Source organism: Christiangramia lutea (assembly GCF_022489035.1).
GTDB classification, from domain to species: domain Bacteria; phylum Bacteroidota; class Bacteroidia; order Flavobacteriales; family Flavobacteriaceae; genus Christiangramia; species Christiangramia lutea.
Window position 1 is genome coordinate 558738 of the sequence record NZ_JAKVTV010000002.1, and the last position, 13618, is coordinate 572355.

General features: G+C 38.3%; 13 protein-coding genes and 1 other RNA gene. 10 read left to right on the plus strand and 4 right to left on the minus strand.

What is annotated here, in order from left to right; genetic code table 11:
• Nucleotides 1–63: 63 nt before the first annotated feature.
• Together ML462_RS08900 and ML462_RS08905 are read left to right on the plus strand one after the other, a co-directional pair.
• The gene (locus ML462_RS08900) at nt 64–1767 is read left to right on the plus strand and encodes a sodium:solute symporter family protein (RefSeq protein WP_240713455.1); all 1704 of its coding nucleotides are present in this window, start codon (nt 64–66) and stop codon (nt 1765–1767) included.
• Nucleotides 1764–2735 carry a Gfo/Idh/MocA family protein gene (locus ML462_RS08905; RefSeq protein ID WP_240713456.1) on the plus strand — a complete coding sequence of 324 codons (972 nt, stop codon included), beginning with the start codon at nt 1764–1766 and terminating at the stop codon, nt 2733–2735. Before ML462_RS08900 ends, ML462_RS08905 begins: the two co-directional genes overlap by 4 nt.
• 128 nt (nt 2736–2863) lie before the next feature.
• Here the strand turns inward: ML462_RS08905 and ML462_RS08910 are convergent, their stop codons facing one another.
• Nucleotides 2864–3712: a DUF2911 domain-containing protein gene (locus ML462_RS08910; RefSeq protein WP_240713457.1), complete on the minus strand. Its 849-nt coding sequence runs from the start codon at nt 3710–3712 to the stop codon at nt 2864–2866.
• Nucleotides 3713–3867: 155 nt separating this feature from the next.
• Between ML462_RS08910 and ML462_RS08915 the strand changes: the two genes are divergently transcribed.
• From ML462_RS08915 to ML462_RS08925, 3 genes are read left to right on the plus strand one after another with little or no spacing between them, the layout of a single operon-like run.
• The gene (locus tag ML462_RS08915) at nt 3868–4380 is read left to right on the plus strand and encodes an SRPBCC family protein (RefSeq protein ID WP_240713458.1); all 513 of its coding nucleotides are present in this window, start codon (nt 3868–3870) and stop codon (nt 4378–4380) included.
• Between the two features lie 5 nt (nt 4381–4385).
• On the plus strand, nt 4386–5084 hold the full coding sequence (locus ML462_RS08920; RefSeq protein WP_240713459.1) for an SDR family NAD(P)-dependent oxidoreductase: 699 nt from the start codon (nt 4386–4388) through the stop codon (nt 5082–5084).
• The gene (locus tag ML462_RS08925; RefSeq protein ID WP_240713460.1) at nt 5084–6394 is read left to right on the plus strand and encodes a cryptochrome/photolyase family protein; all 1311 of its coding nucleotides are present in this window, start codon (nt 5084–5086) and stop codon (nt 6392–6394) included. The genes ML462_RS08920 and ML462_RS08925 overlap by 1 nt, the downstream gene beginning before the upstream one ends.
• On the opposite strand, the gene kdsB is transcribed toward ML462_RS08925, so the two are convergent.
• On the minus strand, nt 6387–7133 hold the full coding sequence (gene kdsB / locus ML462_RS08930; protein WP_240713461.1) for a 3-deoxy-manno-octulosonate cytidylyltransferase: 747 nt from the start codon (nt 7131–7133) through the stop codon (nt 6387–6389). The two genes, ML462_RS08925 and kdsB, sit on opposite strands and share 8 nt — an antisense overlap.
• A 23-nt stretch (nt 7134–7156) precedes the next feature.
• Entirely contained in the window at nt 7157–8593 is a 1437-nt protein-coding gene (locus ML462_RS08935; RefSeq protein WP_240713545.1) for an ATP-dependent DNA helicase, read from the minus strand.
• 124 nt (nt 8594–8717) lie between these two features.
• On the opposite strand from ML462_RS08935, the gene ML462_RS08940 reads away from it, so the two are divergent.
• Genes ML462_RS08940 through ML462_RS08955 form a run of 4 tightly spaced genes read left to right on the plus strand, consistent with a single transcriptional unit; the run spans nt 8718 to nt 11102 of the window.
• Nucleotides 8718–9371 carry a hypothetical protein gene (locus ML462_RS08940; RefSeq protein WP_240713462.1) on the plus strand — a complete coding sequence of 218 codons (654 nt, stop codon included), beginning with the start codon at nt 8718–8720 and terminating at the stop codon, nt 9369–9371.
• On the plus strand, nt 9355–10173 hold the full coding sequence (locus ML462_RS08945; RefSeq protein WP_240713463.1) for a DUF3822 family protein: 819 nt from the start codon (nt 9355–9357) through the stop codon (nt 10171–10173). The genes ML462_RS08940 and ML462_RS08945 overlap by 17 nt, the downstream gene beginning before the upstream one ends.
• Nucleotides 10173–10706: an RsmD family RNA methyltransferase gene (locus ML462_RS08950; RefSeq protein WP_240713464.1), complete on the plus strand. Its 534-nt coding sequence runs from the start codon at nt 10173–10175 to the stop codon at nt 10704–10706. The genes ML462_RS08945 and ML462_RS08950 overlap by 1 nt, the downstream gene beginning before the upstream one ends.
• 15 nt (nt 10707–10721) lie before the next feature.
• Nucleotides 10722–11102: a hypothetical protein gene (locus ML462_RS08955; protein WP_240713465.1), complete on the plus strand. Its 381-nt coding sequence runs from the start codon at nt 10722–10724 to the stop codon at nt 11100–11102.
• A gap of 77 nt (nt 11103–11179) precedes the next feature.
• Here ML462_RS08955 and rnpB read toward each other — a convergent pair.
• An RNA gene (gene rnpB, locus ML462_RS08960) (RNase P RNA component class A) lies at nt 11180–11494 on the minus strand.
• Nucleotides 11495–11608: 114 nt separating this feature from the next.
• Between rnpB and ML462_RS08965 the strand changes: the two genes are divergently transcribed.
• Entirely contained in the window at nt 11609–13618 is a 2010-nt protein-coding gene (locus tag ML462_RS08965; protein ID WP_240713466.1) for a DNA polymerase III subunit gamma/tau, read from the plus strand.

The following is a 13618-nucleotide window of genomic DNA, read 5'->3' on the forward strand; positions in this document are numbered from 1 at the left end:
TCTTAATCGCAAACGCAATCTATATCCTGGCGTTTTATTTAATAATGAATTATTTCGCCTGATATGCAATTAATAGACTGGATTGTTCTTACCGGAACCATTGCTTTTATCGTTTGGTATGGAGTTTATAAATCCCGAGGAAGTGTAAGCGTTGAAGATTATATAGGCGGAGGAAAAAATGCCAAATGGTGGACCATTGGGCTTTCTGTAATGGCCACCCAGGCCAGCGCCATAACTTTCCTTTCCACACCGGGACAGGCCTATCATGACGGAATGGGATTCGTTCAATTCTATTTTGGACTGCCTATCGCCATGGTGATCATTTGTATGGTTTTTATACCCATTTATCACCGTTTGAAGGTTTATACCGCTTATGAATACCTGGAATCCAGGTTCGACAGAAAAACCAGGACTTTAACCGCAATTTTATTTCTCGTGCAAAGAGGCCTTGCAGCAGGAATTACCATATTTGCACCGGCGATCGTACTTTCTGCCGTTCTTGGCTGGAACTTAACTTATTTAACTGTAATAATCGGAGTTCTGGTGATAATCTACACTGTATCTGGAGGAACTAAAGCGGTAAGCCTTACTCACAAACAACAAATGGCAGTGATTTTTACCGGGATGGTTGTCGCATTTTTTATAATTCTAAGCTACCTGCCAGAATCTGTTGGATTTACTGATGCTTTACAAATAGCCGGTACTGGTGGGAAAATGGATATTCTCGATTATTCCTTCGATTTTGAAAATCGCTATACTCTTTGGAGCGGACTTATTGGAGGAAGTTTTCTGGCCCTCTCCTATTTTGGAACAGACCAAAGTCAGGTGCAAAGATATCTTTCCGGCGGTTCGGTAAGGGAAAGTCAATTGGGTATGATATTCAACGGCTTGTTGAAAGTACCACTTCAATTTTTCATTTTATTGGTTGGGGTAATGGTGTTCGTATTTTATCAATTCAATACGGCTCCTTTAAATTTCAATCCGGCAGCGACCGAAACTGTTCTAAGTTCAAACTATGCCGAACAATACAAGGATCTGATCTTAGTCAATGAGGATATTCAGGAGAAAAAACAAAAATTAACCCTTAACTATGCTGAAAACAAGGATAATTTATCTGAGCAGCAGGTTGCTGATTTTAAAAAGAAATATGTTCAATTAGAAGAACAGCAAAAAGAGGTTCGGGAAGAGGCAAAACTTTTTATAGATGCTTCAGATGAAGAAGCTGAAAGCAACGACAAGGATTATGTATTTATTCATTTCATTTTGAACAATCTTCCAAGAGGTTTTATTGGTTTGTTACTTGCCGTGATCCTCTCCGCCGCAATGTCCTCGACGGCTTCAGAACTTAATGCTCTGGCATCAACAACTGTTATTGACCTCTATCGTAGGAACCACAAAGAGGCAAAAAGCGAAGAGCATTACCTGGCGGCGTCTAAGTGGTTCACTTTAATGTGGGGAGTTATAGCGATAGCTTTCGCCAGCCTGGCAGATCTTTTCGACAATCTTATACAACTTGTAAATATTATTGGAAGCTTATTCTATGGGAATGTACTTGGAATCTTTTTACTGGCATTCTTCATGAAATATGTGAAAAGCAACGCGGTTTTTATCGCAGCGATCATTACCCAGGCGATCATATTCTTGGTTTTTGAGCTGAACTTAATGCCCTATTTATGGCTGAATGTGCTTGGATGCGCCCTGGTAATTCTTATTGCTTTTATAATTCAATCGTTCACCTCAAATAATACGGAAATAGAGACAACATGAAGAAGAAGATAAAATGGGGAATAATAGGTCTTGGTAAGATCGCGAACAAATTTGCAAAGGGACTCAGTTCGGTTCACAACTCAGAACTATACGCGGTGGCCAGTCGGGATATAGATAAGGCTCATGCTTTCTCTAAAGAGTTTAAGGCAGAGAAAGCCTGTGGTTCTTATGCTGAACTTATGAGAGATAGTGAGGTTGATGCTATTTATATTGCCACTCCACATGCATTTCACCACGAGCTGACCATGGAGTGCATAAAACACGGGAAAGCAGTTCTATGTGAAAAACCTTTTGCCATTAATTCAGTTCAGGCGAATGAAATGATAGAACTGGCTAGAAAACATAAGGTTTTTCTTATGGAGGCTTTATGGACAAGGTTCTTACCTCATTTTCAATTTGTAACCGAAAAGCTGCGATCAGGCGATTTGGGTATGATCAAATCTTTAAAAGCAGACTTCGGTTTTAAGGCTAAATATGATGAAAGCGGAAGATTATTTAATAAGTCTCTAGGAGGTGGAAGCCTTCTTGATATTGGAATTTATCCTGTTTTTATGGCCTACAGCCTGCTGGGTATGCCAAATGATCTTGAAGCGAAAGCTAAATTTACTGAGACGGAGGTCGATATCAACTGTGATATAAAATTCAATTATAAGCAAGGAATTCAGGCAAAGCTTTATTCCACCTTAGAGGAAAAAACTCCAACCACTGCTGAAATTGAATTAGAAAAAGGAAAGATCGTTCTAAATCCAAGATTTCATGAACCTACCTCAGTAACCATTTTTTCTGAAGGAAAGGAAGAAAATATAGATTTTGGGATAGAAACCAACGGCTATAATTTCGAAGCGGAACATGTTGCAAAAATGATCTTACAGGGAAAGACAGAAAGTGATATCTGGAGCCTGGATCACACAAGAGACCTAATGAATCTTTTAGATCAGATCCGGGAAAAGATCGGTTTAGAATATTAAGGAAAAAAGGTTTTCTGTTCAATTTTGACGTCATCCTGAACTTGTTCCAGTATCTTTTGAGAAGCTGAAATAAATTCAGCCTGACGAAATTAAACGAACAGAAAACCTTTAGAATTTATAGTCGGGAATTATTTACTTCCCTCCCATTCTGCGATAGATTCTTTATTCATCTTTACATAGTCTGCATTATTTGCTTTTTCAGCTGAAGCTAAAGATCTTTTAGCTGTTGCAATCGCATCCTCCTTTTTACCCATATCTGCTTCTATAAGTGATTTTCTTCTTAACATCCAGAATGCCTGATCACCGGCCATTTCTGTAGCCTTATTCACCCACTGATAGGCCTTATCAAGATCCTTACCGGTTTCATGATAATAGGATGCTGCTGCAAAATAGTCGTTTGCAGATGGTCCGGTCATAACTCTTTCTATACTTGCAGAAGCCTTCTCATCTGTAGGAACCACAAATTCCAACATGGCAATTGTGTTCTCCCAGATGAAGTTAAGATCGGCTGAGCTGTGGTCAATATTGTCTACGAGAATAGTAAAAGATTCCATTTCCATTGGCATTTCCATGGTTTTAGCGGTAGCGGTTAAGGCAACCTTACTTTCATCCCATTCTTGCGGAACACCCCAGTTATCTGTTGAAGAGTAAAAGATTACCTCCCAGGATTCCTTCCCTGGTTTGGTATAAATTGCATAAGAGCCTTTCTTAAGTTCTTTACCATTTATCTTGACGTTATCACTAAAACTGATCTTAGTGTTTGCGTTTGCCCCGGTTCTCCATACTTCTCCATAAGGAACAAGATCTCCAAAAATAGTTCTTCCTCTCATGGCCGGTCTGGAATACTCTACACTTACATCTGTAAGTCCAACCTTCTGTTCTATCTTTCCGAACGGACTGGGTTGAGGTGTTTGAATTTGTGCACCTACAGAGAATGTAAGGCAAAAGATAAATGCAATTGCTAGTAGTTTTTTCATGCTATAGAATTATTTAGTTTAAGGTAAATATAGTAAGAAGGCCTATTATCTGCAGATTATTTCAAACTTTTTGTCTCTAGCTCTTTAATTTTTGTTTAACTTTTAATATTTCTTTTTAAACAAAATGAATTCTACCTTTACTTAAAATCAAATAAATGAAGATCTATACCCTTCGTAGTGTTCAAAAACTACCTATTGGTCCAGAGGAGGCCTGGAATTTTCTTTCAGTTCCAGCCAATTTGAAAACCATCACCCCAGATTATATGGGTTTTGAGATCTTATCTGGAGCTGACAGGCCGATGTATTCAGGGCAGATCATACAATATATTGTAACTCCTGTTGCAGGAATAAAAACTAAATGGGTAACCGAGATCACTCACGTAAAAGAAGGTGAATACTTTGTTGATGAACAAAGATTTGGTCCTTATGCCTTATGGCATCACAAACATTTCATCAAACCTATAAAAGGTGGTGTTGAGATGGAGGATATCATAGATTACAAACTTCCCTTTGGTATTATCGGGCAGATGGCTCATCCATTTCTGGTAAAGCCAAAACTGAAGGAAATATTTGATTATCGCAAAAAAAAACTCACGGACCTGTTTGGTGAATTTAAAGAACAGAATGAGCAGGACAAAAGAGTTCTCAAAAAGGATATTTTAAACTAAACATTATGAGTAAAAACATATTATTAATTGGAGGTTCAACTGGGATTGGATTTCAAATCTCAGAACTTTTAAAAAGCAATCATAACATTATTGTTGCCTCAAGGAATACAGGTGACCTCGATACTGAAAAAGTTAAACATCTTGATTTTGATGTACTTAAAGACGATATTGAGGACCTTGATCTTCCAGACCAGCTCGATGGACTTGTATATTGTCCAGGAAGTATAGACCTGAAACCATTTAAAATGATTAAGCCAGAGAATTTTGAAAAAGAGATGCAGCTTAACTTTTTTGGATTGGTAAGATCTGTAAAAGGTGTTCTGGATAAACTTAAAAATTCATCACAGGCGAGCCTGGTCTTTTTTAGCACCGTGGCCGTAAAGGTGGGAATGCCATTTCATACAAATGTGGCCGCAGCCAAGGGAGCAATTGAAGGTTTTGCAAAATCACTTGCTGCTGAATATGCACCAAATTTCAGGGTAAATGTCATTGCACCTTCACTTACTGATACTCCCCTGGCCGAAAAACTCCTTTCCAGCGATGAGAAAAGAAAGAAAATGGATCAACGCCATCCGCTTAAACGAGTTGGAGAAGCAAAAGATATCGCAAACTTGGCTGCCTTTTTACTAAGCGAGAACAGCGGCTGGATTACCGGACAGGTCCTTGGAGTTGACGGCGGATTATCTACTATAAACAGTATTTAATGAGTAAAAAAGTGAATATTTTCTGGTTCAGAAGAGATCTAAGATTAGATGATAACGCCGGTTTAAAAGCAGCACTTAGAGATGATTCCCCGGTTCTCCCTATTTTTATATTTGATAAAGAAATACTTGATAAACTGCCTGAAGACGATGCCAGGGTAACTTTTATTTTCGAAACCCTTCAGGAAATGCGTAACAAGCTTCAGGATGAAAATGGTAGTTCCATCGCCATGTTTCATGGTACTCCGGAAAAAGTATTCAAAGAGATTATTTCAGATTATGAGATAAATAAAGTCTACGCCAACCGGGATTATGAACCCTATGCTAAAGAAAGAGATGAAAAGATAAAAGATCTTTTAAAGGAAAAGGATATTGAATTTCTCGACTTTAAAGATCAGGTGATTTTTGAAAAGGATGAAGTAGTAAAACAGGATGGTGATCCTTATGTTGTTTACACTCCATATAAAAATACCTGGAGAGATAAATTCAGTAATACAGAATTAGATTTCCATTATACTTCCAGGTATATGGACAACTTTATTCAAAATAGCAGGCTTCCTAATTTAAGTCTGGGTGATATGGGGTTCAAAAAATCATCCTTGAAAGTACCAGATTACCAGGTCACTCCCGGACTCATTAAGGATTATGAAAAAAAGCGAGATTATCCTGCGGTTGAAGGGACTTCAAGACTGGGTCCACACTTAAGGTTTGGCACAGTGAGCGTCCGTCAAATGGTTAGAGAAGCAGATAAACAGCGAAATAAAACATTTCTGGATGAACTAGTATGGAGGGAATTCTTTATGCAGATATTGTTTCATTATCCTAACACAGTTACCGATGCTTTTAAAAAGAAATATGACCGGATAAACTGGAGAAACAACAAGGAAGAATTCGAATTATGGAAACAGGGAAAAACGGGTTACCCACTAGTTGATGCCGGAATGAGACAATTAAATGAATCTGGTTATATGCATAATCGAATAAGGATGCTGGTTGGATCTTTTCTATGTAAACATCTATTGATCGATTGGCGCTGGGGCGAAGCCTATTTTGCTGAAAAACTGCTTGATTATGAAATGTCTTCAAACGTGGGTAACTGGCAATGGATTGCCGGAAGCGGAGTTGATGCCGCACCTTATTTCCGTATTTTTAACCCAAGTACCCAAATTGATAAATTCGATAAAAACCATAAATACATAAAGGAGTGGGTTCCTGAATTCGGTACAGATGATTACCCGGAAAAAATGGTTGACCACAAGGAAGCCCGGGAGCGAGCACTAAAGACTTACAAAGAGGCCGTTAGTTCTAACTAAAGATCTTTCTGGCCTTTTCAAGATCCTCGGGGGTATCTATCCCAATACTTTTCACGCTGGTTTCCACCATTTTGATCTTTTTGCCATATTCCAGGTACCTGATACATTCGATTTTTTCAGCCGCTTCAAGAGGCAGCATGGGAAGTCGGTAAAAATCCATTAAAGCAGATTTTCTAAAAGCATATATCCCAATATGTTTGTAGTAGGTTACCTCGGCATTAGTATCCCTGGGATATGGAATAGGAAATCTGGAAAAATAAAGTGCGAACCCTTCCTTACCAGTTATTACTTTAACGCTGTTAGGATTGGTGATCTCATCACTTTCTAGCAAAGGAGTCTTTAAAGATGCGAGATCTATCTCCTCTGCTCCTTCCTGATCGAAAACCTCCAGAAGTTTTGCCAGGCTATTTTTATCTATAAATGGTTCATCACCCTGTACATTTACTACTATATCCACATCCATATGCTCTACAGCTTCAGCAATACGATCGCTACCGCATTCATGTTCCTTTTGGCTGCGAAGTACCTGCCCACCTTCGTTTACTATTTCGTCAAAGATGATCTCACTGTCTGTTACGACGTAAACATCATTAAACAAGCCTGTATTCACGGCAGCCTCATAAGTTCTGGTGATCACCGTTTTACCGTTAAGGTCTTTCATTAATTTACCCGGAAATCTTGAGGCATCATATCTGGCAGGGATCATCGCAATGATCTTATTTCTGGCTGGTCCTTTCATAGATTTTTTTGTAAAAATAAGAATTAGTTAGATGCAAAGAAGTCATCATTGAATCCAATGAGATATAATTTATCCTGGGCTCTTGTTACTGCAGTATATAGCCATCTCAGGTATTCCTTACCCACCCCGTTTGGCAGGTATGGCTGCTCGATAAATACATTTTTCCACTGGCCACCCTGTGATTTATGACAGGTGATCGCATAGGAAAACTTTATCTGTAAGGCATTAAAGTATTTGTTATTCTTGATCTTCATAAACTGTTTATACTTAGACCTTTCATCAGCATAATCCTTTTTCACCTCTTCATACAGTTTATTGGATTCTTCGTAACTCAGGGAAGGTGTATTACTGGTTAAGGTATCCAGCATTATCACAGTTTCAAAAGGCCTCATTTTCGGGTAATCCACCATTTGCACTTTTACCTCGGCAAATCGGAATCCATATAATTCTTTAAATCCGAAGATTTCAAGTACCTTGATAATGTCACCATTTGCAATAAAACCGGCTTCACTGGTAGGTTTAACCCAGAAATAATTATTTTTTACAACCATTAGATAGTCACCCGCAGAAAGTTCTTCTTCCTGAAAAAGAATACGTGATCTAATCTGCTGATTATACATGTTTGCCCTTTTATTAGACCTTACGATGATACTGGTATCCTCATACCCATCATTTCCATAAGAATCCTGGATAGCGTCCATTATTTCATATCCATCCACCAATCGAACTACATCTGCATTTGAAGAAAGTTCAAACTGAAAGCTTTCGTAAAATTCTTCCTGCAGACTTTCCCTTATCAAAGTCGCGTTGTGAAGAATATCGCTCTCTTCACTCTGTCTAACCACCTCATCTAGCTCTATAAAAGAAACCTGTTTATTATAGTTCATTTCCAGCTTCTGTTCCTCCAGCGCCGGACTAAGGTCCATTTTTACCGGTGGCAGCTGGGCAGTATCCCCAATAAGAATTAACTGACAATTATGACCCTGGTAGACATATTGAATTAGGTCGTCTAGGAGAGAGCCATTTTCAAACAATTTGGAATTTCCTCCATCGTCAGAGATCATCGAAGCTTCATCTACTATAAACAGGGAGTTTTTATGCTTGTTTGGCTGTAAGGTGAATTGAACTCCGCCTCCACCCGATTTCTTAGGGAAATAGATCTTCTTATGAATAGTGAAGGCTTCCTTTTTTGAATAATTTGAGATCACTTTGGCGGCCCTACCTGTGGGCGCAAGCAACACCCCAGATTTTCGTATTTTCCAAAGATTCTTTACCAGCGTACTAATTATGGTCGTTTTACCCGTTCCGGCGAATCCTCTCAATAGAAAAAGCCTGTCTTTTCCGCCTTTTACCACAAATTCAGACAACATCTGAAGAGCGATATTCTGCTTATCTGTAGCGGTAAATCCAAGATCTTCAATCAGTAATTTATAAAAGGAATCCGGAGTGGTTTTTTCCATAGAAAGTGCATAAAATCTCAAAGATAAGAAGGGATTTTTATGACAGAAACTTTTCCGAATAAAAAAAAGTTGTAGATTTGCGTGTAACCAATAACCTTCAAATTAAAACCTAAACTATTAAAGCATGAGATTTGTAATACAGATACTTCTTTGGTTGGTGATTATCTTCCTGGCATATCTTACTTTCAACGCGGTTTATGAACCGATCCAATTCAACAAGATTAAAGAAAAAAGATACGCTAAGGTTATCGAAAACCTTAAGGATATCAGAGCTTCAGAATTGGCACACAAAGAGGTAACTGGAAAATTTCAGGGGAACTGGGATAGCCTGGTTAGATTCCTGGACACAGCAGAGTTTGCAATTACTCAACGTCGTGATACTACTTACCTTGATGAGGAATACAAGAAAACTTACGGTGTAGACCAGTATATAGAGAGTGTGGTTGTAGATACTCTAGGATTTGTACCGGTTAAGGATTCTTTATTTAAAGGAAATGAAGAGCGATACCGTAACATGATGAATATTCCTATTGAAGGTGTAGACGGACAATTCGATCTTGAAGCAGGAACAATTGCTAAAGGTGAATCTCAAATCCCGGTATTTGAAGTAAAAGTGGCCAAGGCCAAGATTTTAAATGATCAGGATAGAACATTGGTTCTTCAGGAAAACGAGATCCAGAGTGTAGATGACGTTAATGGTAGATATATTAGCGTAGGATCTATGAGTGAGGTCAATACCAGCGGTAACTGGCCAAAAACATATGGAGACAGCGAATAAAGAAAAAAACATCAATAAGAAACTGTCCATTCAGGTTAGCCTGAATGGACTTTCTTTTTGTATCCTGGACAAGGAAACTAACGAGATCTGCTATTTCAAAAAAATTAATTTTGAAAAGCAGCTAGACCCCATTAAGGTTCTAGCTAAGATAGAGGTTACCTACGAACAGGAGGATGAACTAAATCAACAGGTAGATGAAGTTGTTGTTATTTACACTAACCCCCTTTTCAGTCTTGTACCTGAAAAACTATTCGATGAAGATAATGCCGCGAGTTATTTAAAATTCAACACGAGGATCTTAAAAACCGATTTCATTGCTTTTGACAATATCAATGAAGAAATAGTGAACGTATATATTCCATATACGAACATCACCAACTATTTCTTTGATCGTTATGGTGAATTTGAGTATATGCACGGCATGAGTATTCTTATAGAATCCCTTCTTTCTTTACCCAAAGAAGTTTCAGGACCTAAAGCATATTTGCACGTACATGATAAATTCTACGAGTTAGTTATTATCGAAAATGGCAAGCTAATCTTTGCCAATAGTTTTGAATACGATACTAAAGAGGATTTCCTTTACTATCTTTTATTTACTGCTGAACAGCTAAAACTGGATCCTGAGAAATTTGATCTGATTATGATGGGTGAGATCAAAAAAGAATCTGAAGAGTACAAAATGGCCTGGGATTACGTTAAGAACATTTCATTCATGGGGCCTTTCCACCCCTACAGTTTTAAGAAAATGGCCAAACCGGAGGAAGATCTTTCGGAATACCTGCTAATAAAATCATTATAATGCGCATTATTTCAGGAACACATAAAGGAAAAAGAATTACAGCTCCGGCGAAACTTCCTGTTAGACCAACAACCGATGTTGCCAAGGAAGCTCTGTTTAATATCCTGAATAATTATTACCACATCTCCAGCCTAAGCGTTCTGGACCTGTTCTCTGGAACTGGAAATATTTCTTACGAATTTGCCGCCAGGGGTGCTGAAAACATCACTGCTGTAGACGCAAATTATGACTGCGTTAAGTTTATAAAAAAAACAGCCGCAGAATTAGACTTTCCAATTAATACTGTAAAAAGTGATGTTTTTAAATATCTGGAAAGAAGCCCTGTAAAAGCAGATATTATTTTCGCAGATCCTCCTTATAACCTGGAAAAAGAAGAGTTTGCTAAAATCGTTGAGTTAGTATTTGAAAACAAATTCCTGCTGGAAGACGGGCAATTAATCCTAGAACATTCAAAGCATACAGATCTTTCAGATCTAACACATTTCCGGGAGAGCCGTAAGTACGGCAGTTCCGTTTTTAGTTTCTTCGAATAATTATTAACTTTCCGTATGACCAAATCTAAAAGGAAGCTTAATTTAAGTTTTACAGATCTTGAATTCTACGATTCAGTAGTGATTTCAACCATAAAGAATGATATTATCATTGGACAGGAACACGTGGAAGAGTTGCGTAAGATCTGTAATGAACACTTCCAAGATAAAGACTTCGTTTATATTACTCACAGGAAATACGATTACAATGTAAATCCGGTAGTTTATATTAATCTAATTCAGAAAAATACTTTAAAAGGGATTGCTGTTTTAAGTGATAATATTGACAGGCTTAGAACTGCAAATTTCGAAAAGAATTTCTCGCCGGTCCCTTTTGAACTTTTTCAGAATAAGGAAGAAGCTATCATCTGGGCTCAAAGCCTAATTCACGAGAATTAAGAACCCAAAAAAGGACATTGGATTTAACAAAAAACAGTCAATTTTTAGAGTAAATTAATCTATTACTAAGAATTTTATAAAAAAGCAGGCCTATAAGCCGGATTCTGTCACCCGATAATTGACCGGGCTCCTTATCATTTATCTGAAAATAGTATTACTACTACTCTTTAGCTGCCTACCCTCCGGCAACGGACGGGTAATCCTTAAATACCGGTATACATGGCATTGCACCGCATAGAGTTTACCTGATTTCACTACAGCTTAACCTGTACATTCTTTCTGTTGCACTGGTCCTGATCTCACGACCGGTGGGCGTTACCCACTATGCTAACCCTGTGGTGTCCGGACTTTCCTCCCCGAAATTATGTCGGGACGATAAGGCGGCCTGCTTCGGCGCAAATGTAAGTTAAATTATGTTGATTTCTTCCGGTATTTGTTCATAAATAAGCCCGTACAAACTGGACTTTAGGACTGTGATTTTTATATTTGTAGTTCAATTCTTTTTGATGGAGCATTTCGTAGTATCGGCAAGAAAATACAGGCCGCAAACTTTTAAAGATGTAGTTGGCCAGCAGGCTATAACCAATACCCTGGCTAATGCCATAAACAACAATCACCTGGCTCAGGCATTGTTGTTTACAGGTCCGCGTGGTGTTGGAAAAACCACCTGTGCACGTATTCTTGCTAAAATGATAAATCAGGAAGAAGCTCAGGATCCGGACGAAGATTTTGCATTCAATATTTTCGAGCTTGATGCTGCTTCAAACAACTCGGTAGACGACATTAGAAATCTGATAGACCAGGTAAGAATTCCTCCACAGGTAGGAAATTACAAGGTGTATATCATCGATGAGGTTCACATGTTATCCCAGAGTGCTTTTAACGCTTTTCTGAAAACCCTTGAGGAGCCCCCAAAACATGCAATCTTTATTCTGGCTACCACTGAGAAACATAAGATAATACCTACCATTCTTTCCCGTTGTCAGATCTTTGATTTTAAAAGGATTACCGTTACCGATGCTAAAAATTATCTAGGATATATAGCTCAGCAGGAAGGAGTAAATGCAGAAGACGATGCCTTGCATATTATTGCTCAGAAAGCCGATGGTGCGATGAGAGATGCACTATCTATCTATGACCGGGTGGTAAGTTTCAGCGGAAATGATCTAACCAGGCAGGCGGTAACAGAAAACCTGAATGTACTGGATTATGATACTTATATGCAGGTTACAGATCTTATCCTGGATAACAATATCCCTCAATTGCTGGTAAGTTTTAATGATATTTTATCCAGCGGATTTGATGGGCATCATTTTATTGCCGGACTGGCTTCCCACTTCCGAGATCTTATGGTCTGCAAAGACCAAAAGACAATTAATCTCCTGGAAGTTGGAGATCATACCAAGGCCAAATATTTTGAACAGTCTCAAAAAACTTCCTATCAGTTCTTACTGGAGGCAATTGAACTTGCCAACTCATGTGACCTGAAATATAAGACCAGTCACAATCAACGACTTTTAGTTGAGTTGTGCTTAATGCAACTGGCTTCAGTCACCTTCGATTCTCAAAAAAAAAAGGTTGATCAAAAAATAATTCCGGCTTCTAATTTTGAACAGGAAGCGGTTAGTATTTCAAAAGAGAAAAAGGAACTTGTTCAGGAAAATGAACATGATACCTCCTCTCCTGCCGAAGAAAGCAATCTCCCTGAAGAAAAGGTCGTTACAGAATCCTGTGCAAAGGAAGAAGAGAAACCTTATTATTCTGAAGAAAGCCCTGCGAATATTGTTTCTGAGCAAGTTGAGAAGCCTGAACCGGTTATTGAAAATATCGTTTCGGAAAAGGCTCCAGAAAAAGTTGAAACAAAACCAGAGTCAGAGCCTGCAGGAAATAGTTTTTTCCCTTCAGAAAATTCAGATGAAAAAGCAGAAACTGAAAAGGACCCGATTGAAACTATTGCACAGGAAAAAGAGGAAATTGAGATAAAGTCTGATGAACAGGTTGGACAGGTTTCAGAAAATGAACCTGAACCTCAAAAGAACAGACTTCCGGAGATCAAACGTGAAAAAGTTTCAGGCCTTTCTTTAAAAAGTATTGGTAAAAAGAAAGAGCTTGCTGAAAAGCAGAAGGCCATGATGCCGACTGAAAAGGTAATGGACGAAAAGTTCACCGAGGAAGAACTTGTAACCGAATGGAAGAATTACACCGAACGACTGAAAAAGAAAGGTGAAAAGATCCTCGCTTCTATTTTCGAATCTCAAACTCCTAGCCTGGAGAACAAAGAGATCATCCTTACTTTTCCAAATGAGACCATGAAGATCGATCTTGAAAGAGAGGAAAACAGGCTCATGTCTTATTTAAAGGCTAAACTTAGAAATACACATATCACATTAAAGATTAATGTGAATGAAGCTACTTCCAGGAAATATGCTTTTACTCCACAGGAGAAATATGAAAAGCTTAAGGAAGCAAATCCATTACTGGATAAATTAAGAGCAACTTTTGATCTAGACGTATAA

What these genes read in the sequence shown, in the direction of transcription:
- ML462_RS08945 (WP_240713463.1), top strand. Translation starts at nt 9,355, where the DNA reads ATGGAGACAGCGAATAAAGAAAAAAACATCAATAAGAAACTGTCCATT.
- ML462_RS08955 (WP_240713465.1), top strand. Translation starts at nt 10,722, where the DNA reads ATGACCAAATCTAAAAGGAAGCTTAATTTAAGTTTTACAGATCTTGAA.
- ML462_RS08925 (WP_240713460.1), top strand. Translation starts at nt 5,084, where the DNA reads ATGAGTAAAAAAGTGAATATTTTCTGGTTCAGAAGAGATCTAAGATTA.
- ML462_RS08905 (WP_240713456.1), top strand. Translation starts at nt 1,764, where the DNA reads ATGAAGAAGAAGATAAAATGGGGAATAATAGGTCTTGGTAAGATCGCG.
- ML462_RS08940 (WP_240713462.1), top strand. Translation starts at nt 8,718, where the DNA reads ATGAGATTTGTAATACAGATACTTCTTTGGTTGGTGATTATCTTCCTG.
- ML462_RS08950 (WP_240713464.1), top strand. Translation starts at nt 10,173, where the DNA reads ATGCGCATTATTTCAGGAACACATAAAGGAAAAAGAATTACAGCTCCG.
- ML462_RS08915 (WP_240713458.1), top strand. Translation starts at nt 3,868, where the DNA reads ATGAAGATCTATACCCTTCGTAGTGTTCAAAAACTACCTATTGGTCCA.
- ML462_RS08920 (WP_240713459.1), top strand. Translation starts at nt 4,386, where the DNA reads ATGAGTAAAAACATATTATTAATTGGAGGTTCAACTGGGATTGGATTT.
- ML462_RS08910 (WP_240713457.1), bottom strand. Translation starts at nt 3,712, where the DNA reads ATGAAAAAACTACTAGCAATTGCATTTATCTTTTGCCTTACATTCTCT.
- kdsB (WP_240713461.1), bottom strand. Translation starts at nt 7,133, where the DNA reads ATGAAAGGACCAGCCAGAAATAAGATCATTGCGATGATCCCTGCCAGA.
- ML462_RS08900 (WP_240713455.1), top strand. Translation starts at nt 64, where the DNA reads ATGCAATTAATAGACTGGATTGTTCTTACCGGAACCATTGCTTTTATC.
- ML462_RS08965 (WP_240713466.1), top strand. Translation starts at nt 11,609, where the DNA reads ATGGAGCATTTCGTAGTATCGGCAAGAAAATACAGGCCGCAAACTTTT.
- ML462_RS08935 (WP_240713545.1), bottom strand. Translation starts at nt 8,593, where the DNA reads ATGGAAAAAACCACTCCGGATTCCTTTTATAAATTACTGATTGAAGAT.